We start from the raw sequence: 23151 nt of genomic DNA on the forward strand, positions 1-23151 counted from the left end.
CGGTCAATGAATCGGGAGCGGTAGATGTCCGTCTGGTTCCAGGAGGTTCCCACCGAGGGATCGGTGGAGCTGCCACCCGATCCAAGAGCCTTGGACGCCCTCGGTCGTAACCACTCGCTGGAGACCGCCCTGGCCGACCTGGTGGACAACTCCATCGACGCCGGCGCGACCGACATCCTCGTCCGGTTCGTCCAACGCAACGCCCGCCTGGTCGGCCTCTACGTCGTCGACAACGGTCGCGGCATCGCACCCGAGAGCATCGACGACGCGATGACCATCGGCGGCCAACGCCGCTACACGGAAGAGGACCTCGGCCACTTCGGCCTCGGGTTGAAGGCGGCATCGTTCAGTCAGGCAGCCAGTCTCAGCGTGCTCTCGCGTGCCGCCGGGTCGGAACCGGTCGGACGACGCTGGCAGCTCGACGCCGGTCGTCAGACCTTCGACTGTGACATTGTTCCGGAGGCGTTCGCCGCCGCCGAAATTGACCGCGACTGGCAGCTCCCAACCGGCCCGTCGGGCACGGTCGTACGGTGGGACAGCGTCAATGGTTTCCCCTCGACGGACGACCCGGAGCAGGTCGACGAGTTCCTGAGTCGCACGATCTCACATCTGCAGGGGCATCTCGGCCTGACCTTCCACCGCATCCTCGTCGACCGCGGCGTGCGGATCGTCATCGACGTGGAGGACGCCGACCTCGGCGCCGGCGTACGTCACCCGGTCGCGCCGATCGACCCCTTCGCCTACCCCGAGACCCTGCCCGGCTGGCCGAAACAGCTCAGGGCACCGATCGATGGGGCGAAGGTTGTCCTTGACTGCCACATCTGGTCGCGCCGCTCCAACACGCCCGAGTACCGACTCCCCGGCGGGGCAGAGACGCGCCAGGGACTCTACTTCTACCGCCGGGGTCGGCTCCTGCACGCCGGAGGGTGGGAGGGCATTCACGCGCCCGACACCCGACTCCAACTCGCCCGCGTCCGAATCGATATCGACGGCGACACCGCGGGGATGTTCGTCATGAATCCCGAGAAGTCTCGGGTATCTGCCGGACCCCGCTTCGCCCCCGCTGTCGTTACCGCCCAGGCCGACGACGGAACCACGATCACCGACTACCTCCAGGCGGCCGAGGCGGCGTGGGCCACCGCGAACCGCCGCAGGACCGCGCGACGCAGTGCCGCAATACCGCCCGGCAAGGGTTTCCACCCCAGGGTCGCCCGCGAGATCCGCGACGAGCTGCCCCTGTTGCACGAGGACCCCGTCAACATCCAGTGGAAGCGGTTCAACACAGACGCGTTCCTCGAGTTCGACCGCGAGACCAGGACGCTGTGGCTCAACCGGTCATACCGGCAGGCGCTGCTCGGCGGACGCCGCGGCGGCAGCAACGATCTACCGGTGCTGAAGGCCGTGCTGTTCCTTCTCGCCGGAAACGTCTTCGAGGGCTCACACTTCGGTGCGCGCGACAAGGACAACATCGACCTCTGGCAGGAGATCCTGACAGCGGCCGCAAAGGCGGAGAAGTCGACCTTCGAGGCCCGCCAGTGACCAGCGCAGCAGACCGCCACCTCAGCACCGACAGCTTCAACGCCTACCTGCGCACCCGGGCCCCGATCGACCATCCCATCCCCGGATCGCCGCGGATCGTGCTCTTCGTCGACCCTCACACCTCCCGCATTGGGCTACGCGGACCTGCAAAGCCCCACGAGGTTCCACCAGCCGGGCTCGAACACCTCACCGCGCACACCGTCCACCACGACGGACAACGCATGATCGAGATCGCCGTCACCGACCCGCGGCTGTTCGTTGACGCCTACCCGCTGCTGTGCGCTGTCGCCGATCGAGTCCAGCTAGACCAGCAGACCTTGACCGCTGCGCTCGCGGAGACCCTGCGTCGCTTGGGCCACCTCCTGCAGACGGAGGATGTCCTGTCGCAGGAGAGGGAGACCGGACTCGTCGGAGAACTGCTGTTCCTCGCAGGCCTCGTGCACGCCGTCGGACCGGACGCCGCGCTGACGGCATGGCGCGGTGGACAGGCCGAGGAACACGACTTCGGGCTGGACGAGCACGACGTCGAGGTCAAGACCACGACGTCTGAGCGACGAGCGCACTGGATCTCCTCGCTGACCCAGATGGTCGCGACCGGCGACCGGCCGCTCTGGTTGGTGTCCCTGCAGATCACCGCAGCAGGCAGCGGTGGTTGCTCCCTTCCGGAACTCATCAACAAAGTCCGCGTCCTCCTGCCCACCACGAGCCGGCACACCGGATTTGACGGCCTGTTGCAAGCCTCGGGCTGGCGTGACCGGTACACGGCCACCTGCCAGCGTCGTTGGCGACTACGAACCCCTCCTCAGGCATTCGCGGTCACCGAAGCGTTTCCCCGCCTGACGCCGAGGCTTCTGGCGCGGGCCGGTGTCGACGGCACCCGCGTAACCGACGTCCGCTACAGGCTGGACCTGACCGGGCTCAGCGGCGACGAGACGCCGCAAATCCTGACCGACGCACTCGCGAGGGGACAACAGGAACTGCCATGAGCGACATCGTCACCACCGCATACAGCGCGGCGCTCGCCGCCATGCAACGCACGGGCCCCAAGCGGCTGCACGCCCTGGCCGCCATGCTGGGCGCTGATGCCCCCGACATCGTCGACGGCTCCGCGTTTCTGACCCACCTACGCGACGCCGGCCCCGAGGATGCCCTACGCCAACAGATCGCGCACACCCTGGCCGGGTGGGACCACGAGCAGAGCAGCGCCCCCTGGACAGAAGGCACCAGCCACAACACCACCGAACGGCGCGCGGCGGTGATCGCCGCGCTCGCCGTCGACGACCCGACGGCGGACCTGATCGCCGACCTGTTCCCCTACGCCGTCGCAGACGGGGTCATCGTCATCGCCGACGACTGGGAGGAGTGGCGCACCCCGCAACGCCGCACCGAGCGCACCTTCTACTGGGCGCACTACCACCGTTACCTGCTCGACAAGTGGCGCAACCCCGACGCCGTCGCTGACCTCGACAGGGCCACCGAGGAGGTCGTCCGGCGTCTGTCCGACCCAACTCGACCCGTTGCGTACCAGGCCAAGGGTTTGGTCGTTGGATACGTCCAGAGCGGCAAGACAGCCAACTTCACCGGCGTCGTGGCCAAGGCCGTTGACGCCGGCTACCGACTCGTTATCGTCCTCACGGGCACCACGAACATGCTGCGCGCACAGACCCAGCGGCGTCTCGACATCGAACTGTGCGGTCGGGAGAACATCGAACGGGAGATCTCCTCCCACGACCAGAAGGCCCACGAGTACCAGAACGACCCCGACTGGAAGGGCGACCGCTTCGTCCGCCACGGAGGACGGCCCTCAGACGCCGGATACCCCGACATCCACCGCCTGAGCAACCACGCCGGCGACTACAGGCGGCTCAAGATGGGGTTCTCCGCCCTCGAGTTCAGGGGACGCGAGCGTAACCGGAAGTTTTTTGACCCAGCGAATCTTCACACCAGCGACGCCCGTCTCGTTGTCGCCAAGAAGAACGCCTCAGTTCTCGAAGCTCTGGTGGCGGACCTGGGTCGCATCAGTGAGCGTCTCGGCGAGGTGCCCGTCCTCATCATCGACGACGAGTCTGACCAGGCGTCGGTCAACACCGTCAGCCCGAAGAAGTGGAAGGAGGACAGCAAGAAGCGCACCGCGATCAACCGGCTCATCGGGCAACTGCTGCGAATGATGCCCCGCGCCCAGTACGTCGGCTACACCGCCACCCCGTACGCCAACGTGTTCATCGACCCCTCCGACGTCGAGGACATCTTCCCCCGCGACTTCCTCATCTCCCTGCCGCGACCCGCCGGCTACATGGGCGCAGAGGACTTCCACGACTTCGACGCCGAACTACCCCTCGAACAGCGTCCCCTCGAAACGTCGAAGGAACGGGCCCACGTCCGGTACCTCCACGACGAACCCGACGACGGCGAACTGCGTCGCGCCGTGGACATGTTCGTCCTCACCGGTGCCCTCAAGTTGTATCGACAACGGCACGGTACGTCCTACCGGCACCACACCATGCTCGTTCACGAGGCCATGGGCAAAGACTCCCACCGACAGACCGCCGAGCTCATCGGGCAGCTGTGGAACACCGGCGGCTACTACCGGCCCAACGGCCTAACCCGGCTCCGTGACCTCTACCACGACGACGTGCTGCCGGTGTCCCGCGCGCAGGCACCCACGCTGCTCACACCGGGCAACTTCGACGACCTACGCGACGACATCGGCGAGGCGCTGAGACTCATGAGCCCCGCCGACCGCAATGGAAGCCCGGTCATCGTTGTGAACAGCGACACTGACCTTGAGAGGCAGCAGGAGAGCCTTGACTTTGACCAGCGGGAGATCTGGCGCATCCTCGTCGGTGGCAACAAGCTAGCTCGCGGTTTCACTGTCGAAGGGCTCACCGTCACCTATTACCGGCGCGCCACAGCTCAGGTCGACACCCTCATGCAGATGGGCCGCTGGTTCGGCTTTCGTCCCGGCTACCGAGACCTGGTCCGCCTTTACACCACCCCGGACCTGCACGACATGTTCGAGGCCGCCTGCCGCGACGAGGACTTCCTCAGGCGAGAACTGCGCCAGTACGCGGACCCCGCTGACGGTACGCCGCAGCTGACCCCTCGACAGATCCCACCCCTGATCGCCCAACACCGCCCGGACCTACGACCCACAGGTCGCAACAAGATGTGGAACGCCAAGCTCGTCATGAAGAGCTCACCAGGCAAGGCCATGGAACCCGTGGCCTTCCCGTCGTCCGCGGCGAAGATGAAGCACAACCTCGAACAGTGGAGACCGCTGCTCGCTGCCGCAACCCAACGGACCGTCAGATTCGCAGTGCCGGGCGCCAAGACCACCTACGAGGCGGGGGCGGCATTCATCAGTCACGCGGCGCTCCTGACCGTGCTCGGCAACCTCAAGTGGCTGGCCGACGACACCTTTCAACCCGAACTCGCGTGGCTACGCCAACTGCGCCCCGACCAACTCGCGCGGTGGGTCGTACTCCTGCCCCAGCAGACGAGGTCCACCACTCGGCGCGTCGTCGCCGGGCAAGGCCCTTTCAGCGTCTTCGAACGCCAACGCACCTCGTCCGGTGCTTCGTTCCGAGTCTTCAGCGAAGAACGACACCGCAACGCAGCTATGAGGATCGCCGGTGTCGAGACGCCGATCCCGGACTCCGAGGCCGACGCTCTCAGGGGCGGAGCCACCGGCGCGATCATCCTCTACCCGACTGTCGAGAAGAGCACCCTCTCCGGGAGCGAGGGCCAAGCCATCGAAGGCGAAAAGATAACGATCGGGTTCCACCTGGTAACTCCCTTCACCACGGTGCCGGCCGGTGGCAAGTTGATGCAATGGGTGACGGTGGACAAGACGAACCCGTACGCGTTGGTTGTAGATGCGCCATGAGATCTACTGAGACGCTCTCGGCGGGGCCACCGTTGCGGACACCCACGAGGTGAGGTCGGACGCGACAGTCGCATCATGACCGACCGCACCTTGACCAACGACAAGATCACCGTCGAGTGGATACCGCGGTCGAGGAGATCCTCGGCCGCGACGGGTGTCGTCGTCGGCGTGCGCGTCCGAGATGCCCACACCGGCGACGAGCGGGTCCTCGACGACAATTGAGTGTTCGTCGCCATCGGGCACGACCCTCGCAGCGAACTCTTCCGTGGCCAGGCCGACCTCGACCCCGACGGCTACGTCACCGTCCGGGCCCCCAGCACCCGCACCGAACTGCCCGGAGTCTTCGCCGCCGGAGACCTCGTCGATCACACCTACCGCCAAGCAATCACCGCCGCCGGCACCGGCTGCACCGACGCCCTCGACGCCGAGCGCTACGTCGCACCCTGTCCTGACTCCCTTACCCGTCGCTGTCCCAGAGCTAGCCGGACGCCGGTCAGCCCCGGCAGCCGACCGGGTTCCCGGTGATGACGGCCGCCAGTGTGAGCAGCCACACACCGTGCTATCAGCATCCTCGCCGATGACCCACCGTAGCGGCACCGGAGTCCGGGATCTTGCTTGAGGCCCGGCCCCTGCTCGGCCACCATGCCGTCGGGTAGCCCGACGTGGATGTCCCCCGAGATCTCGCGCAGCGCCAGGCGGTGCCGGCGGTGGAGCCCAGTCCGTTCGAAGGTCTGCCGGTCGCCGTTGCTCATGAACAGCCACTGCCCGGTGGGTCGGTGGCTACAGGGTGCAGAGGCGAGCCGCGATCACATCGACCTCGCGGGTTGCCGGTGCGAGATCGACGTCGTTGGTTTGCAGGTGCAGGTTGATCACGTCGAAGCCGTCTCCGGACAGGGCGGCGCGGGCGCCTTGGGCGGCTCCGAGGCATGCGGTGATGACGCCGACGAACGCGGCGCCGACGGCGGTCCTCGCAAGTTGGACGGATCCGCAGGGATCGTGGCGCTCAAGGGCGGCGAGGGCGGCCGTGGGAGCGCGTCGAGGCTGCGAAACGCCCTCCTTCCAGCCGCGGACCTGGTCGCTGGGGACCTGAGCGGGGAATCGGCGCAGGAGCAGGGCGTTGAAGTCGGCCGGTCCGACGCCGAGTCCGGCGTCGATGGCGAGCTTCCAGCCGACTCCGGAGATGAGCCTGCGAGGGTCGAGGCTGTCGACGCCGAGCAGCGCGACATGGTGGTCCTCGGCCAGCACACGGCTGGTGTGATCGAGCCGTCGGTCGAGGACGACGACGTCGTAACCGGCCCGCTCGAGGACTGCCGCGGCCAGACGGGTCTTGCGGACCGGCTCCGGCTTTACTGGGGTGAGGAGCCCGGTGCTGTGGTTGGCGTCCACGACGCGCTGGGTGTCCTGCAGGACCACCTCGACCCGGGACGGGTCGAGGTAGGTGAGCCAGGACATCACCCAGGCGTAGGCCTGGCCGACGTGACCGAGGCCGACGATCCACCAGGCTGCCGGTGCGTGGGTCATCTCGGGCCCGTCGGCGCTGGTCCCCGGCTGCCAGAGGTTGACGGTGATGGTGCGCCAGCCGGCGTCGCTGCCCGGGCGGTTGCGGAGCGCGCCGAAGGCCTCGTGCACACCGAGGGCCCCGGCGGCGATCGCGGCCAGCACGGTCCCCTCGACGGCGTGGTCAGTCCCCGTGTCGGCCGGGTGGACGTGAGCGGTCCAGCCGCTCCATCTGGCCCGGAGCCGGGCGCCGCCGTCGCCTGCCGGCAGCGTAGCGTCGCCGAGATAGAGGACCGGCCAGGCCGTCGGCACGTCGGTCAGGTCATCGGCGTACCGGGCGCCTTCCCAGTCGATCATCTGCACGGTGGTGTGCCCTCGGTGAGGCCCCGCGGTCAGTGGCGCATTGCCGTCGGTGATCACGATGACCTGGCCGAACGCGCGGACCGCCGTCGCGACGGCCGTGCACAGCGCGGCCTGGCCGCGAATGTCTGCGGCCACGCTGTCCGCGACGATGACCATTCCCGTGGTGGCGTGCGCGTCGAGCACGGCGTCGACGGTCGCCCGGGTTCCCTCGTGCACTGCCAGCAGGGCGGTGCGGTTGAAGGTGTCGGTGATCGAGATGGTCATGGTGTCTCCTGAAGTTGCCGACGGCGGAAGCGGGACAGCAGCCGGCGCCACCACGGTGTGCGTTCAGCGGCCAGGCGCCATTCGGGCACGAGCAGGAGCTCGGCGGCTTGTTCTGCGTAGAAGGAGACCCAGTTGCCGCTCACCCGCAGGTGGACCCCGAGCTGGGACACGTCGGTGACATCGGCTGCGAAGTGCGGAGCGATCAGCGCGACGTGGCCGTCCCGGGCGACCATGGGGTGCGCGGCGTCGATTCCGCTCTGCTGAACGCGGTGGGCCGGGTGGGTGTGGATGTCGCCGACCACGCGTAGCCCGTCTCGGCGGCAGAGGTCCTGCAGCGCGGTGTAGCCGGCGGCGTGGAAGTCGATCCGGCCGGTGAGGCAGTCCGGATCGAGATCGTCGTAGAACGCGATCGCGGTGACCGGCTGGGGCAGCTCGTTGTCCGGGTGGGCCCGGTCGGTGAGCAGGAACGCGCCGCTCTCGCGGTGCCCCTGCCCCCGCTCGGCGAGCCCGGCGAGCAGGACGTCGAACGTGCCAGGTTCGATCGTCAGACGGCCGGTCACCTGCCAACTCCGTCCTGGGGCGTCGTCGCGCAGGCCAGCTCCCGGTGCAGCTCGCGCAGGTAAAAGCCGATCGTGCGGGTCGCGTCCCAGGACCGCTCCGGGCGCTCGGTGGCCCAGTTCGAGTGACTCGTGATCCCAGCTCGGTCGCAAGCCAGGTACGGCGCGTTGTTGTTCGTGGGCGACCACTCCGGGCGAAAGATCTCCGGGTTGCGGCCGGAGACCGGCCACTCGGCCATGGGAAGCGGCGTGTCCGTGTCGATGTTCCAGGGCTGCCCCGCGGGCGCCTGGAGCGGGTAGTCCTGGACGTCGAGCCGCATGCCCAGCTCCGCGTCCTCGCCGACCGTGATGGCCACCGTCAGGAACGGCCAGGTGAGGTCGACGACGCGCCAGGATCCGGCGTCGACACCGGCCTCGATGTCGGCGGCCTGCAGGTGCCGGCGCAGACGTCGCAGGTTCGGGTCGACGCCGGGCTTGAGCGCTGCCGTCATCCCTGCGGCCGGACCGTGTGGACCAGGTCGACCGTGGCGCTGCAGGTTCGCTTCGGGACGATCGTGGTGACCGGCGCGTTCAGGTCGAGGTCCTCGGTGCCGCCCGGGACCCGCAGCACCAGGTCGGCGGCGTCGGCCGCGCTGACCTGCAACACCTCGATGGCCCGCTTGCGGACGCGGCGCAGCCGGGTGGAGGGGTGGACCTTTACCACCTTGTCGACTCCGGCGTAGCCGACGGTCACCGCGATCTCGCGGCAGGTCGTCTTGGCCAGGTGCCCCGGCCGGCCCGCCAGGGCGCCCTCGACGGTCGCCGTCACGTCCAGCTCGGACTCGTCATCGACCAGGAACACCTTCTCGTTCTCCTCCAGACCGAGAAGGTTGCTGAGGCGGAGGTCCGGCTTGACCTCCTGGGTCTGAGCAGCTCCGGCACCGGCGGCGTACACGTGAACACGCATGGCAACTCCTTACTGACTGTGCGGATATGGTCGAGTCGGTAAAGCCCGACTCGTCTGGAAGCGAGGATACTGGAGATGAAAGTCGCGCACAAGGTAAAGATTTATGCCAGGATTCAAGGGTGCGTCCGACCCGCGCTAGTCACCGGCCGCGGGATATATTCAGGCGGTGCATCTGACGGTGGCCGACCCCGACCTCTCGCAGGCCCTCTGCGTCCACGCTCTACTCGTGGAGACCTGGCGGGACGCAACCCGCGAGGTCATGACGTTGCTGCAGGTCCTGCACACGGCGGCGCCGACGTTGGCCGATGTCCTCGCGCTCGGCCTGATCGCGTTGGCGGCCTCTCCGGCGACCCGGTCGGCGCTGGTCCTGAGGTACCGCCGGGTGAGCCTCGTCGCGCGAGGTCTGCGTGAGGACGGCAGCGAGGTGCACGCCGCGCACAACCACCCGCAGGAGGTCGTCCGCCTAGAGGTCCAGGAGATCCACGTGGCCGCGCTCGTGAAGGCCGCCCGATGAGTGGCGCCATGGAGTTCGCCCCCGACTGGTGTATGCACCCGGGTGAGCTGTTGGCCGACGTGCTCGACGAGCGGGGCCTACGCCAGTCCGAGCTCGCGGAACGCACCGGCCTGTCCGCCAAGCACATCAACCAGATCATCAAGAAGTCGATCGGGATCAGCCCGGACGTCGCCATCCTTCTCGAGCGAGCGCTCAGCACGCCCGCCGACTTCTGGATCCGGGCGGAGGCCGAGTACCAGGAGTACGAGAGCCGCCAAAAGGCTGCTGCCGCACTCGACTCCTACCGCGACTGGGCCGCCAAGTTCGACCGCCCAGCCCTGGAGCGGCACGGCATCCTCAAGCCGGCCGACTCGGACACCACGATGGTGGACAAGCTTCTCAAGTTCTTCCAGGTCGCCACGCCCGCCGCGTTCGAACGGACCTGGGTGCGCCCGTCCGTCTCGTTCCGGCGCAGTCAGGCGTTCACCATCGACGAACCGAACACCGCCGTGTGGTTGAGGCTCGTGGAGCTTTCCGCCGACGCCGTGCCCGTTGCGCCATTCAACCCGCGACTTCTTCGCAAGGCGGCTAGGGCTTTACCAAAACTCACCACGATGACCGTCCCGAACGGCTTCATTGCCGCCCGGGCGGCACTGGCAGAGGCCGGCGTCGCGCTCACGTTCGTCCGCGAGATCCGAGGCACCCGTGTCTGCGCCGCCACGTGGTGGATAACCGGAGACCGGCCAGCCATCGGCATCACCGTACGACACAAACGCCCAGACAACTTCTGGTTCAGCCTCTTGCACGAGGTCGGGCATGTCGTCTTGCATCCGCGCCGGGAAAGCTACCTCGATCTTGAAACCACCGACCCCGACGACCCGGCAGAGAGCGAAGCCAACGAGTTCGCCTCGGGCCTACTCTTCCCCGGCGATGCCAGTGAGCGGATCGCTCGAGCTCGTAGCCAGCAAGATCTCATCCTCATCGCTGCCGAGCTCGGTGTGGGCGTACCCAGCGTTGCCGGACGATACGGCAAGCTCACCCAAGATTGGAAGACCTTCGGCAGGCTGCGCGCGACCATTAGCGAAGACGACATCCGAGCCCTCGAAGCCGCAGCGGCACAAGTGGTCCATTCTTTGCCCGTAACGCCAGGCATGAGCTGACCCGTTTGGCTCAATTCGGGTGCGGGCCTCACGAATCCTTGCCGCAACTAGTTTGGCATGGCCTGCCGAGCTCAGTCGTTCGCTCATTGCCGGGCGGGAACCGATTCCACCAAATCGCCCACCTCTGCTCGATCGTTTGATGTCCGATCAGGGCATCGCGACGTGCCGCCCCCATCCACAGTGGCGTCGGGCCGACAACGGCGCCGACCCCCAAGATCGCGGGACCTTCGCCGTTGCCAGAACCAACGAGCACCCACGGAGCACACCTCGTCCATAGTGGGCGGTGGAACTGAGGTTTGCCCAGCTAGACGTCAATGCGGCGGATGGCTTCGCAATGAACCTATGGATTAAAAGTCCTCAGCTCTGCCATTGAGCTAACGGCCCCCTGGGCCACCAGGCTACCCGATCGCCTGCCTCCGGGTTGACGTCAGCCCGGGCTGCGCGGGTGAGTTGACGCCCTGAGCGACCCCACCTGCAGTGAAGGCTCCCGCTCGATCATTTGGATGTGCCAGAAGATCGGTGACCTCAGGTCCGGAACGCTCGCCGGTCACTCCGAGCCGCACGTGACGGGAGTGACCGCCTACGCCCTGACGGCGCGGGTGTTCACGACGCGCTGACGGCGCGGACCGCCTACGCCCTGACGGCGCGGGTGTTCACGACGCGCTGACGGCGCGGGTGTCCACGACGCGCTGAACGGCGGCATCGATGAGCTCCGGCGAGTATCCCGCGGGGCACCGCCATGGTGTGAATATCCGTCGCGGATGCCGTCGTCAGGTCGCGATTGCCCCCATCGGGTCGACGACGGTGAGGCTAGGCATGCAGGTCTTGCCCCCGGTGCTCGGCCGGGCTGTCGGAGTTGACCGGGATGGCGCCGCGGAGGCGGACGTTGCGGCGCATGGGCTGCAGGGTCGGCCCGTCGGGCAGGGTGATCGACGGTCGCGGGGTGTAGCCGTGGCGGGTGTACAGGGTGTGGGCGTCGGTGGTGGTGTCGGTCCAGGAGGGCAGGTCGATGCGGTCGAGTCGGCTGCGGTGATGGGTAAGCATCGCCGTCGCCCGCCCGGTTCGCCTGGCGTTGGGGTGTACGGCGAGGAACGCCAGGTGGTAGTGCGGCTCGGTGGGCCGCAGCGCGGACAGCAGGATGTCGAGCTTGTCGAAGCGGTCGGCGTCCGTCCCGGCGGCGTCGCCGAGCCGCAGCCGGTAGTTGGCCGGTGGTGGGATGGGCCGGTAGCGGTGGAACCCGACGGTGGCGGCGGTGAGGTCCTCGGTGACGTGGCTGTCGCCGTAGAACATGGCGTGCTCCACCCAGATTGCAAGGACGTTGGTCAGCACCCGGCGCCGTACGGCCGGGTCAGGTACGAGCCACGCGGCGAGCGGCGTGGGGTGCAGAGCGGCGGCGATCAGCGCGGCGACGGGGTCTTTGTCTGCCCAGCGGGCGGCGCGGATGCGCACGTTAGCGTCCATCAGGTCGGCCTCCTTGTCTTCAGCGGTCAGCGGTAGGCGGCGGTGGCGAGGTCACCGACCGCGGCGTCGACAGCGGCGGTGATGTCACGTACGGCCGGGTGGTGCTGGGCGGCGATAGCCCGGAGTTGGGCGGTGAGGGCGGAGGTGTCGTCGTCGAGGTAGAGGTGGGTGGTCAAGCCGAGGACGGCGACGAGGCCGGCGAGGGCGGCGGTGTGGTTGTCGGGCTGGTCGCGGCCGACGGCGAGGTAGCGCAGCCGGGCCCGAGCGACGACCGCCCACTTGGTGTCGGTGGCGAGGTAGCGGTCGGCGCGGGCGAGACCGCCGAGTCGGCGGCGGCTGGTGTGGCGCAGGATGCCGCCGGCGTGCAGGCCGGCGCGGGTGCGTTCGTAGAGGTCGTCGGCGAACCAGGTCAGCCATCCCCGCAGCGACGGGGCAGGGTTGGCGTAGCGGACAGAGGCGATGGCGGTGTCGGCGATCAGGTCGGCGACGGGCCGGTCCAGGTGCAGCCACAGCCGCTCCTGCCCGGCCGGGCGGGCGTCGTCATCGGTGGTGTCGAGGGTGATCCGCCCGGCGAGGAACAGGTCGATAAGGACCGCGCCGGCCATCCCGAGGGCCAGGGCTTGACGGTGCAGGTGGGGTTGGCCGGTGTCGTCGTTGTGGCCGAGCAGGAACAACTCGTCGCGCAGCGGCAGTTGCGGAACCGAAGCGGTCATCGCCGGCTCCTATCGCAACCCGGCCGCGCGCTGCCGCAGCCGGGCGTGCACCCCGCCATACGCGGCGCTCGGGTCCGGCAGCAGCGTCTTGTCGACGGCGGCGAGGACCGTGTAGTTCGGGTCGCACACGTTGCCGATGGGCGCCCGCCCGGCCTGCGAGACCAACTGGTAGGCGTCCAACTCCTCCAGACCGGTGAGCCCACTCGTCCAGCCGACCAGGTCACGCTGCGCGATCCGGTAGGCGTCCTCCAACGGCCGGGCACAGCCAACCGACATGATCTCCCGATCGGTCTCCACCCGGGGCCACACGGTCGGGGCGCCCTTGATGACCTCGATGATCAGGGTGGTGGTCGTAGCGATCTCCACCCCGACCCCGCAGGCCTCGCCCTCACCCTGGCGGGCGTGCCCGTCACCCAGGGCCAGCATCGCCCCATGAACGTTCACCCCCAGGTACAGGGTGGCACCGGCACGCAGCTCAGGGGTGTCGAGGTTCCCGCCATGGCTGTCCGGGACGATCGTCGAGCGGCTCTCGAACCCGCCGGGAGCCACACCGATCGTGCCGATCATCGGATCCAGGGGCAGGTCGACGCTGTGGTCGCTGCCGGTGGCGTGGAAGCGGACCGTGCCGGCCTGCCGGTCGATGGCATACACCCAGACCCGCTCCTGCAGCGGCGGCTGCAGGGTGGCGGTGTGCGAGGTGGACGTCAGCGCCCCGAAGTGCGGGAACGTCGACGACACACCCCAGTCGCGGGCAGGCGTGATCGAGGCGAGGTGGATGGCGACGGTGTCGCCGGGTTCGGCGTCCTCGACGAAGAACGGCCCGGACACCGGGTTGAGATAAGGCATCCTGCACACCCGCGACGGCAGGTCCGCCGGCCCGCGCACGAGTCCGCCGAAGCAGTCCTCGGTGAACACCTGCAGCACGTCGTCGGAGCGGACGTGGGCCACCGGCATCCGGCCACCGAAGGTGTAGGCCAACTCGTCGCGGGCGGGACGGTAGGTGATCGTATCCACGCCGGTCACACCCGCTCCACGTCACGCGGCTGCGCCTGCGCGGGCGACAGACCCGACAGCACCGGCCGGCGGCCGGACAGGTACAGGCCAGCGAGCACCAGAAACCCGAGGGCGAGCCAAGCCAGGCCGAGGCGCTGCGCGGCGATGTTCGCGTTAACTACGACGAAGGCGAGGATCGCGAACCCCACCGCCGGCATGACCAGGTGCGCCCACCAGTTGCCGCTGCGTCGGCGGATCAGGTGATGCACGACCACGGAGACGTGCAAGACCAGGAACGCGACCATCGCCCCGAAATTGATCAGCGACGACAGCAGCGTGATCCCATCCGCCCGGGTCGCCATGTACAGGCCGAGGGCGAGGGACACAGCGCCGGTAAGCAAAGTGGCGTTGATCGGCACGTTGCGGCGGATCGATACCTTCGCCAGGAACGCCGGGAGTTGCCGGTCGCGGGCCATCGCGTACAGCAGTCGGGACGTGGCGACCTGCGCGACCATCGAGTTCGGCAGGCCCCAGGCGATGGCGGTCGCGACCGCGCACAGCGTGGCCAGCCAGCCTCCGCCGGCCACGGCGGCGGCGTCGTAAAAGGCGGTGCCGTTCGGGTCACCGTTCGCCAGGAGACCGTCCGGGTCGGGCACGAGCATCGCGGCCAGCCACGTCTGGACGATGAACAGCACCCCGGCCAGGATCAGAACGGCAGCCATGGCGCGGCCGATCTGCCGGGAGCCGCCCTTGGTCTCCTCGGCCAGCATGCTGATGCCGTCGAAGCCGAGGAAGGACAGCACCGCGATCGACACCGCCCCCGCGACGAGGGACCAGGTGAACGTGTCGGAGTTGTAGAACGCGTCCCAGCTGAACCGGCCCTTGCCCGTCGCGAGGGCCCAACCGGCGATGGCCAGGAAGATCGCCAGGACGATCAGCTCGCCGACGAGCATTACCCGGGTGACCACTGCGGTCATGCGGATTCCGACGGAGTTGACGATCGTGTTGGCCGCGACGAACCCGAGTAGCCACAGCCACACCGGCACCGACGGCACCGTGGCGTGCATCGCCATCGACGCCACCAGGTACAGCAATCCCGGGACGAGCACGTAGTCGAGGAGGATCACCCAGCCGGCGAGGAAACCCACCGGCGGGCTGATGCCCCGACCTGCATAGTTGTAGACGCTACCCGACATGGGGAACGCCTTGACCATCTGCGCGTAGGAGAACGCGGTGAACACCAGCGCCACCACACCGACCGCGTACGCCAGGGCCACCATCCCGCCGGAGCCGGCGTACACGCTGCCGAAGATCGCCATCGGCGCGATCGGCACCATGTACACCAGCCCGTACGCGACCAGGTCACGGAAGCGAAGCCTGCGAGCCAACTCCTGCCGGTAGCCGTATCGCGCTAGGTCATTCTGTTCGTACATCAGAGCGCCTCCGGGATGGGGTGTAGAGAGGTCAGGTAAATCTGGCCGCAGGCAAGGTCGATCGACCTCTGCTCAGCCGCGATCTATCGCCTGCGGGTATCGGGGCACATCGTCAGACGCCAGGCGGATGAGTTCTGGCGTGTGCATCCGCATACATTCACAGCGCTCCTGCTGGCGCATCAGCCCTCGGTGAGGGTTCATGCTGGACCCTCAGGCGAGCCAGGTGGTATGTGTCTGTCGTTGACGGACAGACGCCCGTGATCAGCGCTGCAATGATCGGGGAACCTTCGTCTGTCGATCTACGCGTACGCTACGTAGCAAGGACGGAACGCTGGGGAGGTAAGTCGTGGCTGTCTCGCGACGGCATGACGAGAGCTGGTGGCGACAGGCCACCTTCGAAGGTCGCCCGATCGCGTCCGCTCTCCGGAACCATGACATCTCGCTGCTCTTCCGGTTCCTGCGCTCCCAGGGCTACTCCCGATCACACCTCGCAGGGTGCACAGGGCTCGCCGAAACCAGGGTCCGTGCGATCTCCAACGGAACCCAACAGGTGACCGCGTACGAGGTACTCGAGCGGATTGCGGAAGGCCTTGGCATCCCAAGGCACATGATGGGTCTCGCCTACGACGGGTCACCGGCTTCAAGTCATCCACAGGTCGACGACACTCCTCGGGTGTTCGCCGATGGTCTTCCCGAGGTGGTCACTCTCGAAGAGGTCGATCAGATCAACAGCCTCTCCTCACTGCTGACGTCCTGGGATTTCGCCCACGGTGGCGGCATCGCCAGACGGGCCGCGGAGGCGCATCTACGGTGGGGCGCCAGCCTGCTGCGTCAACGTCGCGCTGACGGCCTAGCATCCGATCTCTATTCCGCCGTCGCCCGCCTTGGCGCCGTAACCGGCTTCATGAACTTCGATGCAGACAACCAGACCCGAGCCCAAAAGATCTTCGAGTTCTCGTCAGAGTGTGCGGTCACAGCCGGTAACGTCAATCTTCAAGTGAAGCTGCTGTCCCACAAGGCTCGGCAGGCCATCTGGTGCGGATCACCGACTGACGGTCTCCGCTTGCTCGACACGGCTCTTCACTTTCGAGGCCTAACTCCAGCAGAAAGAGCGATGCTGCACACCGGCAGGGCGAGAGCGCTGGCAAGGATGGGCTTGCGCGCGGAGACGGTGGCTGCGGTTGCCGCAGCCGACGAGGCCTTCGATCACATCGGCTCGGAGCCGGAGCGTCCGTGGATGACGTACTACGACCAGGCCCAGCATCTCGGCGACACCGGTCACGCACTCTTCGGTATCGCTACTAGCGGTCATGCTATGCAGGAAGCGGTCCAGCGCCTGCGAGCGGCAGTTGAGGGGCATGGCGACGCCTATGCTCGTTCTACAGTCCAGTCCGCAGTCAAGCTTGCTTCGCTCCTGATGCTCTCCGGCGAGCTCGCGGAGGCTGCTGCGCTTGGGATCAGGACGATCCGCGACATCGACGGGCTGAAGTCGGCTCGTGTGGCCGAGGGACTCAGAGAGCTCGTCCGTGTCTCGGTGAGCCGCCGCGGAGCACCCCCAGTCGCAGAACTTTGCGAAGCGATCTTCGAGACGAATTACGCGTGAGCATCGCATCCCACGACGCTGTTCGTGCCGCGTGCCAGCGGGTCGGGCTCGGCATGAGCGAACTCGAGCTGATTCGTGAAGGGGAGAACGCCGTATGGGCGGTGGATTCCGAGACGATTGCGAAAGTCGGCAGGCCGGGGTCCATCGAGCAGTCATCTCGTCAGGTGAGGGTGGCGCAATGGCTGCGAGCAGCCGGGGTTCCAAGTGTCTCGCTCTGTGATATCAGCCCTCAGCCAGTCGTTGTTGCTGATATACCGGTGGTCTTTTGGCGGCGGCTTCCATCCCATCAAGCGGGTCATGTGGTAGATGTGGCGCGTCTCCTCCGCCAGCTCCACGACCTCGACCCGCCGAAGGACCTAGGGTTGCCCGAACTCGATCCGCTTGTTCGGCTGCCCGAGCGCGTCTGCGAAAGCGAGGTCATCGATCGTGTTCGACGTGAATGGATCCTGCGGCGCATCGATAGTCTGCGCGTCGAATGGAAACGGCTGCCGGACGGGCTTCCGAAATGTTTGATCCACGGAGATGCCTGGGTTGGAAACGTGGCGGTCCATGCTGACGGGACGGCGGTGCTGCTGGACCTGGAGCGCTGTTCAATAGGGCCACCCGAGTGGGACCTGGTATCAACGGCCATCAAGCTAGAATCTTTTGCCTGGATCAAGCATGAGGAGTACCGGCAGTTCATCGCCGTTTACGGAAGTGACGTCACGCACTGGCCCGGCTTCGCGCTCATGCGTAACACGCGAGAGCTACGCATGGCAACTTTCTTGCTGCAACGCGCTGGCCAGGACTCGCCTCTGACCCGCGAGGCGTTGTACCGGATCGATTGTCTGCGAGGGCTGCACGGCGGGCGCCCATGGCGGTGGACCCCGAGCACGTAGCCACACCTACCCGGGCAGCCAGCGGCGAGGGAGGCGAGGATCGAGCAGAGTGGCTATCCGGTGCTGGACGTGCCGGATCAGATCAGGCTCGAACGGAAGCCTCGAGGCCAGCCAGCAGGTTCGACGAAATTGCGCGATGTCCACGAGAAGATCCAGCCCGCCACCTTGCTGCGGATCCATCCCGTATTCCCGCCAGAAATTCGACACCTCAACCGGGGAAAGCCATCCCACCCGCTTGGAAGCGACCACATAGGCAACGTCCCACTCGCGCGGGCCGAGGCGGGTGTCTTCGAAGTCGAGGAGGTATCCAACTCCCCCCGACATTAAGACGTTACCTCGGTGGGCGTCTCCGTGGATCACCGCAGAAGCTCGATGAGGCCAATCGGACCGCTCCCATCGATCGGCGAGATCACGCCAGTGTCGCTCAAGGCCGAACCTGTCCTCAGGCGGCAGGTTCGCGGCTCGAATTTGCGATGCGACCCGAGACCAAGGATCGAGGGCCGGCAGTCGTGGCCACGGAGGACCTTGCTCATGCAACTGCCTCAAAGCCCTGCCGAGGTCGCCTGCCGTGGCCGTGCCATGCCGTGGAAGATAGCGCCACCATGTAAAAACCCGACCATCTATGACTTCTAGCTGAACCAAGCCCGGGAGCTTCACGGCCTGAATAGAGGGTACGCCCCGTGCTGTCAGCCATTCCGCAACGTGCAGCTCATTGGCTAACCGATCGCGGAAAATGATGTCAATACCCACTCGTGCTACGAGGCCCAGTTGTGGGATAGCCACCATGGCGTTGTCGGCGGGCGGTCGTAGCAGCGCAATCCCGTCAGTGCAGTGACCAGCCTCGGCGACGACCTTGGTCACGAGATCGAGAGCCTGGTCCCCACTCAGCCCTCGTCGGGATGAGGAAGGATGATCTTGAGCTTCCATGGGACCAGGTTATGTGGGGCACGTCGTGAACACCATCGGCAAGATCGCCCCATGCCGGACGTCGACCTTTCCGGCGACATCCGCAGGGGGGGTACATCCTGGACCCCCATCGAGAGCTGACGTGGTCAGCCCAGATCTTGGGACCCTTCTGCTAGCCGATCGCGGTGACGCAGCGAGGCGGCAGTGGTCAGCGCGGGACCCCGCACAGTGGATCGTAGGCCAGCGCCGAATCGAGTAGTAGGTCACCTACACAGACTCGAGTGGGAGGTTACTGTGAGCACAGCAGCTAGTCCGACCGGCTATGTCCTCGACCGCACCGCCCTGCCTGAAGCGCAGCTCGGTTCATCGACCTGTCACGCCTTGCTTGCGGGGCCACGGTGGTGACCGAGCCGGCGCGTCCGCCTGCCGGCACTTCTACGTGTCTCGCTCGACCATCTGTCGGAATTGTCGGCGCAGGCGTCCAGATGCGCCGTCATCTCGTACCCGCCCTGAAAGCGTATGGAGCTGACGTAGTCGGAGTATTCGACGTCGATGCGGCCAAGTCGTCGCAGCTCGCAAACGAGCTCGGCGCGCGGCCGACGGTCTCATTGACTGAACTGCTCGAGCGGCCCGACGTTGACTGCATTGTCGCGGCGTGCACACCACAGGGGCATGAGAGTGTGATCGCTGCAGCTCTGGCTCGCGGGGTGCCGGTTCTGGTCGAGAAGCCGCCGGTCTGCGATCTGGGCAGCCTGAAGCGGCTAAGTACGGACTCTGCGAGGGCGGGCGTACCGGTGTGTGTCGGTATGAACTACCGTCACACTCCCGGATTCGACGCCCTGCGGCAATCCGTAAAGGCTGGTGGCGGTCCGTGCCACATACAGGTCCAGCATCTGGCGACTACCGGAGCAGGGCCTAGCTGGGGACTCGATCGATTGCGTACGCTCCTGCTTGCGCAGGCCGTTCATGCCCTAGACATGGCTCTGGCACTTATTGGACAGTGTTCGTCTGTAACCACGACAATTTTAGACGATGGTGACAGGACCTCCATATTCTGGACGCTCTCGGCTGAGCGATCCCTATGCAACATCACAGTCAGCAATCGGGCACCGGGATTCCGTCACGTCGTGACCGTCCTGAACAACGACGGCAGTGTCGCCGAGCTGAGGAATCTTGACCAAATCGATGTGTTTTCCGAGGCGGGTTATCGGGCGTACCAACAAGTGCAGACGCGTCGCTCTCCCTTCGCCGATGTCCTCGACCGTATGGGATATGCCTCGTCGGTTGAGGCATTTCTCGACGCGCACGTCACCACGAGGCCAAGCCAGGAGAATCTCGCCCAAACGGTCACCCTGCAAGCCATGGAGCCGACGTACGTGCTCATAGAGCAGGCGATCGGATGCGCCGCAGTGACAGGCAAGGACTCGCGATGATTAACATCGGTGTACAGATCCACCCCCAGCACGGCAGTGCCAGGGAGATACTGTTCGCATGGCAACGGGCTTGCGAGTCGGGCTTCAGTTCGATCTGGACTTGGGACCACTCAGCACCGCTAAAGCCGGGCCTTCGTGTCGCGAGCCTCGAGGCGTGGACGCTTCTTGCAGCTGCTGCAGCCAGGACCAAGCGTTCGCGGATCGGTGCCCTGGTTACGTGCGCGGGAATACGGCCGCCCGAGCTGCTTGCCGACATGGCGCGCACCGTCGACGAGATCAGCGGCGGACGACTCGTGCTGGGGCTTGGTGCCGGGTGGCGCTCGGAGGACTTCACGACGTATGGCGTGGAGTTCCGGCGGTCCGCCGACCGATTGGACGAATTGACGTCTGCGTGCCACCGCATTCGTGCACGGTGGAATGCTACTGGCGGTCAGCAGTTACCTATCTTAGTCGGCGGTCGCGGCGCTATGCTGCCGCTCGCGGCGAAATGCGATATCTGGAACGCGATCGGGTCGCCCTCTGAGTTTACGTTGCTAAACGCCCGCCTCGATCGTGCATGTCAGGGCATTGGGCGGTCACCTGGAGCTGTGCGCCGTTCGGTACTACTTCGGCCGATCGACGAGCCGAGTGCTGCCGAATATGTCGTCGGGGGAGCGCAGGAACTGATTCTTGGTTGGCCTGCACCCTATGACGTAGCCAGCCTGTGGGCTCGACGGAGTCAGATCCTTCGCCTGATCGATGTGGCTATCGAGCATCAGTCAGTGGCTGGGCAGGCGTGATGACAGTTGGCTCGAAAGATCGACTCCCGGCCGGCGCAATGTTGATCGCACCTGAATGCTATGCCAAGCGATCCTACTATGGACTCGAAGGTCCGTCTTCATTTCGCTGCCGAGGGGAAGGTCGAATGCAGGCCGTTATCGCAGTCGAGTCGGACATCCCGGCGTGGCTGGCCCTTGCTGAAGGGGTGGAGGAACTGTTCGGTCCATTAGCCGAAGATTTCGCGTTCCGAGCCGCACTCGTGCGCAACATAGCGCGCGGAACCGCCATATGCGTGCGCGACGGCGTATCCGGACCTGGGGCGACACTTGCGGGTGGCCTGCTGCTGTCGGCCCATCATCCGACCTATCAAATCACCTGGCTCGCCGTCCACCACGAGCATCGTGGCAAAGGCGTCGGGAGCCTCCTCGTTCGATCAGCACTATGCACGATGCTCGTTCCCCCTTGCACGATCGAGGTGACGACATTCGGACCGAATCATGACGGGCGCGCCGCTCGGGGCTTCTACGAGCATCTGGGGTTCAGGCCGATCGCCGAAGTCTCCCGCGACGCTACTCGCCAGACGTACCAGATGCAGGTGTCCGACTCATGAGTCGGGGATCGAGTTCGAGAGTGGGTGACGGTGCCGTGAGCGATCGATGCGGCCGAGCGAACTCCGCAACCCCCGTGGTGATTTTGGGTGGCGGACCGTGCGGCCTGGCCTGCGCCGATGAATTGCAGCGGCTGGGCCATAGCGAATGGACCCTCCTGGAGGCGGCACCTGAGGTCGGGGGATTGGGTTCCTCGGTTGTGGACCAGGCCGGCTTTACCTGGGACCTAGGCGGTCACGTGGTGTTCTCCAAGCTGCGCAGCTTCGACACGCTGATGGCCGAACTGTTTGCGGAAGAGGAGTTGTTGCATCACGAACGCTCGTCGTTCATCCGGCACGACCGGAGCTGGGTGCCGTATCCGTTCCAACAACACCTGCACCATCTGCCGGCAGCGCGCGCCGCGAGGTGCCTGGCCGACCTGATCGCGGCTCAGGCCCATGGCGATGCCCCGGCAAACGCGGACTTCGGCACATGGTTGACAGCCACCTATGGTCATGGCCTCGTCACGGAATTCTTCGCCCCGTACAACCAGAAAGTCTGGGCCACTGACCTGGATGAGATGTCCGCGTCCTGGATCGCGGAGCGGGTCGCGCCCTCAGACACCGAGGTCCTGCGACGTGCGCTGAACGGTAGTCCCATTTCCTCGGAAGCCTGGGGTCCGAACGCCCGGTTCGCGTTTCCCGCTGCCGGTGGCACGGGCGCCATCTGGCGGCGGCTGGCTGCCCGGCTTCAGGGCGACCTTCGCACCGACACCAAAGTCGTACATATCGACCCGATCGCGCGAACCGTGGTGACGTCCGGCGGGACGCGGCTCGGCTACGAGCAACTGGTGGCAACCGGGGCGTTGGACAGGCTAGTCGCGATTACAGCAGGGGTGCCAGAGGACGTGCGGCGGGCGGCAGCCAGTCTGCGTCACACCACAGTCGCCATGGTCGGCCTCGGGTACCGGGCGCCGACGACCGACCGACGGTCGTGGCTGTACTTCCCGGGGCACGACGCTCCGTTCTACCGGGCGACGAACTTCGCCGCCTACGCTCCAGCGAACGTTCCGGACGCTGACCCTGGCCGGTATTCGTCGTGGATGACAGAGGTCTCACTGTCGAGTGGGTGCCAGCTCGACCAGACGGCACTTGTTGAGAAGTGTGACGCTGCGCTGCGTCGCTGCCACCTGGTGCCCGATGCAGTCGAGCGGATCAGCGGGCACGTCGAGCTGATCCCGTACGCCTACCCCGTCCCGACCGTTGGAAGGGACGCCGCCCTAGCAGTCATCCAACCTTGGCTGGAGCAGCGGGCGATCTACTCCCGCGGACGTTTCGGCACTTGGCGCTACGAGATCGGCAACATGGACCACGCCGTGACGATGGGCCAAGACATCGCCCGACGCCTTGTGCTTGGTACCGCAGAGCGGCTAGATCCCATCTCGGTCAGTACGACGACGGGCGCCAACGGTGTTCGTTGATCCGGCGCTGGATGCGCAGATGGTGACCACGAGGATCGCGGTCGGTGCTGCACCGGACAGCCCAGCCATGGTGTCACGACTACTTGCGATGAACGTGTCGCACGTACTGGACTGCCGGACAACGCGGTGGTCACCACCGCCTGCCGCTCTCTGCGGCAGCCTGGTATGGCACTCAGCGCCGACCGAGGACGATGGCGGGT

Annotated in this window: 20 protein-coding genes and 2 pseudogenes; 13 read left to right on the plus strand and 9 right to left on the minus strand. The window is 66.5% G+C overall.

What is annotated here, in order from left to right; translation table 11 throughout:
- The first annotated feature begins 24 nt into the window (after positions 1–24).
- The 4 genes and pseudogenes from ABZS40_RS31050 to ABZS40_RS31065 form a co-directional block, all read left to right on the plus strand.
- Positions 25–1539, plus strand: coding sequence for an ATP-binding protein (locus tag ABZS40_RS31050; RefSeq protein WP_354947451.1), 1515 nt, complete (start codon positions 25–27; stop codon positions 1537–1539).
- Between the two features lie 221 nt (positions 1540–1760).
- Positions 1761–2525 carry a PD-(D/E)XK motif protein gene (locus ABZS40_RS31055; RefSeq protein WP_354947453.1) on the plus strand — a complete coding sequence of 255 codons (765 nt, stop codon included), beginning with the start codon at positions 1761–1763 and terminating at the stop codon, positions 2523–2525.
- Positions 2522–5425: a Z1 domain-containing protein gene (locus tag ABZS40_RS31060; protein WP_354947455.1), complete on the plus strand. Its 2904-nt coding sequence runs from the start codon at positions 2522–2524 to the stop codon at positions 5423–5425. Before ABZS40_RS31055 ends, ABZS40_RS31060 begins: the two co-directional genes overlap by 4 nt.
- A gap of 60 nt (positions 5426–5485) precedes the next feature.
- Positions 5486–5950: pseudogene (locus tag ABZS40_RS31065) on the plus strand (FAD-dependent oxidoreductase); the annotation flags it as partial.
- Positions 5951–6205: 255 nt separating this feature from the next.
- Here ABZS40_RS31065 and ABZS40_RS31070 read toward each other — a convergent pair.
- The 4 genes from ABZS40_RS31070 to ABZS40_RS31085 are packed head-to-tail and all read right to left on the minus strand — an operon-like array spanning position 6206 to position 9052.
- Entirely contained in the window at positions 6206–7549 is a 1344-nt protein-coding gene (locus ABZS40_RS31070) for a hypothetical protein (RefSeq protein ID WP_354947457.1), read from the minus strand.
- On the minus strand, positions 7546–8109 hold the full coding sequence (locus ABZS40_RS31075) for a hypothetical protein (protein ID WP_354947459.1): 564 nt from the start codon (positions 8107–8109) through the stop codon (positions 7546–7548). The genes ABZS40_RS31070 and ABZS40_RS31075 overlap by 4 nt, the downstream gene beginning before the upstream one ends.
- Complete coding sequence (locus ABZS40_RS31080; RefSeq protein WP_354947461.1) at positions 8106–8597, minus strand: hypothetical protein; 492 nt, start codon at positions 8595–8597, stop codon at positions 8106–8108. Before ABZS40_RS31080 ends, ABZS40_RS31075 begins: the two co-directional genes overlap by 4 nt.
- Entirely contained in the window at positions 8594–9052 is a 459-nt protein-coding gene (locus tag ABZS40_RS31085) for a hypothetical protein (RefSeq protein WP_354947463.1), read from the minus strand. Before ABZS40_RS31085 ends, ABZS40_RS31080 begins: the two co-directional genes overlap by 4 nt.
- A 166-nt stretch (positions 9053–9218) precedes the next feature.
- On the opposite strand from ABZS40_RS31085, the gene ABZS40_RS31090 reads away from it, so the two are divergent.
- Positions 9219–9566: a hypothetical protein gene (locus ABZS40_RS31090; protein ID WP_354947464.1), complete on the plus strand. Its 348-nt coding sequence runs from the start codon at positions 9219–9221 to the stop codon at positions 9564–9566.
- An 8-nt stretch (positions 9567–9574) separates the two neighbouring features.
- The gene (locus ABZS40_RS31095) at positions 9575–10705 is read left to right on the plus strand and encodes a HigA family addiction module antitoxin (protein ID WP_354947466.1); all 1131 of its coding nucleotides are present in this window, start codon (positions 9575–9577) and stop codon (positions 10703–10705) included.
- An 810-nt stretch (positions 10706–11515) separates the two neighbouring features.
- Here ABZS40_RS31095 and ABZS40_RS31100 read toward each other — a convergent pair.
- The 4 genes from ABZS40_RS31100 to ABZS40_RS31115 are packed head-to-tail and all read right to left on the minus strand — an operon-like array spanning position 11516 to position 15305.
- Positions 11516–12166 (minus strand): GNAT family N-acetyltransferase, encoded by a 651-nt coding sequence (locus ABZS40_RS31100; protein WP_354947468.1) that lies wholly within the window; start codon positions 12164–12166, stop codon positions 11516–11518.
- 26 nt (positions 12167–12192) lie between these two features.
- Positions 12193–12879 (minus strand): GPP34 family phosphoprotein, encoded by a 687-nt coding sequence (locus tag ABZS40_RS31105; RefSeq protein ID WP_354947470.1) that lies wholly within the window; start codon positions 12877–12879, stop codon positions 12193–12195.
- Between the two features lie 9 nt (positions 12880–12888).
- Positions 12889–13902 carry an acetamidase/formamidase family protein gene (locus ABZS40_RS31110; RefSeq protein ID WP_354947472.1) on the minus strand — a complete coding sequence of 338 codons (1014 nt, stop codon included), beginning with the start codon at positions 13900–13902 and terminating at the stop codon, positions 12889–12891.
- A complete protein-coding gene (locus ABZS40_RS31115) occupies positions 13899–15305 on the minus strand; it encodes an APC family permease (protein ID WP_354947473.1) in 1407 nt (468 codons plus the stop codon). The genes ABZS40_RS31110 and ABZS40_RS31115 overlap by 4 nt, the downstream gene beginning before the upstream one ends.
- Positions 15306–15855: 550 nt before the next feature.
- Between ABZS40_RS31115 and ABZS40_RS31120 the strand changes: the two genes are divergently transcribed.
- Together ABZS40_RS31120 and ABZS40_RS31125 are read left to right on the plus strand one after the other, a co-directional pair.
- Complete coding sequence (locus ABZS40_RS31120; protein ID WP_354947475.1) at positions 15856–16908, plus strand: hypothetical protein; 1053 nt, start codon at positions 15856–15858, stop codon at positions 16906–16908.
- On the plus strand, positions 16905–17786 hold the full coding sequence (locus ABZS40_RS31125) for an aminoglycoside phosphotransferase family protein (protein WP_354947477.1): 882 nt from the start codon (positions 16905–16907) through the stop codon (positions 17784–17786). Before ABZS40_RS31120 ends, ABZS40_RS31125 begins: the two co-directional genes overlap by 4 nt.
- A gap of 6 nt (positions 17787–17792) precedes the next feature.
- On the opposite strand, the gene ABZS40_RS31130 is transcribed toward ABZS40_RS31125, so the two are convergent.
- Positions 17793–18647, minus strand: coding sequence for an aminoglycoside phosphotransferase family protein (locus ABZS40_RS31130; RefSeq protein WP_354947479.1), 855 nt, complete (start codon positions 18645–18647; stop codon positions 17793–17795).
- Positions 18648–19093: 446 nt separating this feature from the next.
- Between ABZS40_RS31130 and ABZS40_RS31135 the strand changes: the two are divergent.
- The 5 genes and pseudogenes from ABZS40_RS31135 to ABZS40_RS31155 form a co-directional block, all read left to right on the plus strand.
- Positions 19094–19486 (plus strand): annotated as a pseudogene (locus tag ABZS40_RS31135) (Gfo/Idh/MocA family oxidoreductase); the annotation flags it as partial.
- Positions 19487–19819: 333 nt separating this feature from the next.
- Complete coding sequence (locus tag ABZS40_RS31140) at positions 19820–20125, plus strand: hypothetical protein (protein WP_354947520.1); 306 nt, start codon at positions 19820–19822, stop codon at positions 20123–20125.
- Positions 20122–20904 carry an LLM class flavin-dependent oxidoreductase gene (locus ABZS40_RS31145; RefSeq protein WP_354947481.1) on the plus strand — a complete coding sequence of 261 codons (783 nt, stop codon included), beginning with the start codon at positions 20122–20124 and terminating at the stop codon, positions 20902–20904. Before ABZS40_RS31140 ends, ABZS40_RS31145 begins: the two co-directional genes overlap by 4 nt.
- Positions 20905–21029: 125 nt before the next feature.
- Positions 21030–21494, plus strand: coding sequence for a GNAT family N-acetyltransferase (locus tag ABZS40_RS31150; protein ID WP_354947482.1), 465 nt, complete (start codon positions 21030–21032; stop codon positions 21492–21494).
- Positions 21495–21568: 74 nt separating this feature from the next.
- Positions 21569–22951 carry an FAD-dependent oxidoreductase gene (locus tag ABZS40_RS31155; RefSeq protein ID WP_354947484.1) on the plus strand — a complete coding sequence of 461 codons (1383 nt, stop codon included), beginning with the start codon at positions 21569–21571 and terminating at the stop codon, positions 22949–22951.
- Positions 22952–23151: the final 200 nt, after the last annotated feature.

Origin of the sequence: Micromonospora sp. NPDC005324 (genome assembly GCF_040607155.1) — a bacterium.
GTDB lineage: Bacteria > Actinomycetota > Actinomycetes > Mycobacteriales > Micromonosporaceae > Micromonospora > Micromonospora trifolii.

Bases quoted from the DNA above. Each gene is read 5' to 3' on its own strand.
- ABZS40_RS31050 (WP_354947451.1), top strand. From the start codon at position 25: ATGTCCGTCTGGTTCCAGGAGGTTCCCACCGAGGGATCGGTGGAGCTG.
- ABZS40_RS31055 (WP_354947453.1), top strand. From the start codon at position 1,761: ATGATCGAGATCGCCGTCACCGACCCGCGGCTGTTCGTTGACGCCTAC.
- ABZS40_RS31060 (WP_354947455.1), top strand. From the start codon at position 2,522: ATGAGCGACATCGTCACCACCGCATACAGCGCGGCGCTCGCCGCCATG.
- ABZS40_RS31070 (WP_354947457.1), bottom strand. From the start codon at position 7,549: ATGACCATCTCGATCACCGACACCTTCAACCGCACCGCCCTGCTGGCA.
- ABZS40_RS31080 (WP_354947461.1), bottom strand. From the start codon at position 8,597: ATGACGGCAGCGCTCAAGCCCGGCGTCGACCCGAACCTGCGACGTCTG.
- ABZS40_RS31085 (WP_354947463.1), bottom strand. From the start codon at position 9,052: ATGCGTGTTCACGTGTACGCCGCCGGTGCCGGAGCTGCTCAGACCCAG.
- ABZS40_RS31095 (WP_354947466.1), top strand. From the start codon at position 9,575: ATGGAGTTCGCCCCCGACTGGTGTATGCACCCGGGTGAGCTGTTGGCC.
- ABZS40_RS31100 (WP_354947468.1), bottom strand. From the start codon at position 12,166: ATGGACGCTAACGTGCGCATCCGCGCCGCCCGCTGGGCAGACAAAGAC.
- ABZS40_RS31105 (WP_354947470.1), bottom strand. From the start codon at position 12,879: ATGACCGCTTCGGTTCCGCAACTGCCGCTGCGCGACGAGTTGTTCCTG.
- ABZS40_RS31115 (WP_354947473.1), bottom strand. From the start codon at position 15,305: ATGTACGAACAGAATGACCTAGCGCGATACGGCTACCGGCAGGAGTTG.
- ABZS40_RS31145 (WP_354947481.1), top strand. From the start codon at position 20,122: ATGATTAACATCGGTGTACAGATCCACCCCCAGCACGGCAGTGCCAGG.
- ABZS40_RS31150 (WP_354947482.1), top strand. From the start codon at position 21,030: ATGCAGGCCGTTATCGCAGTCGAGTCGGACATCCCGGCGTGGCTGGCC.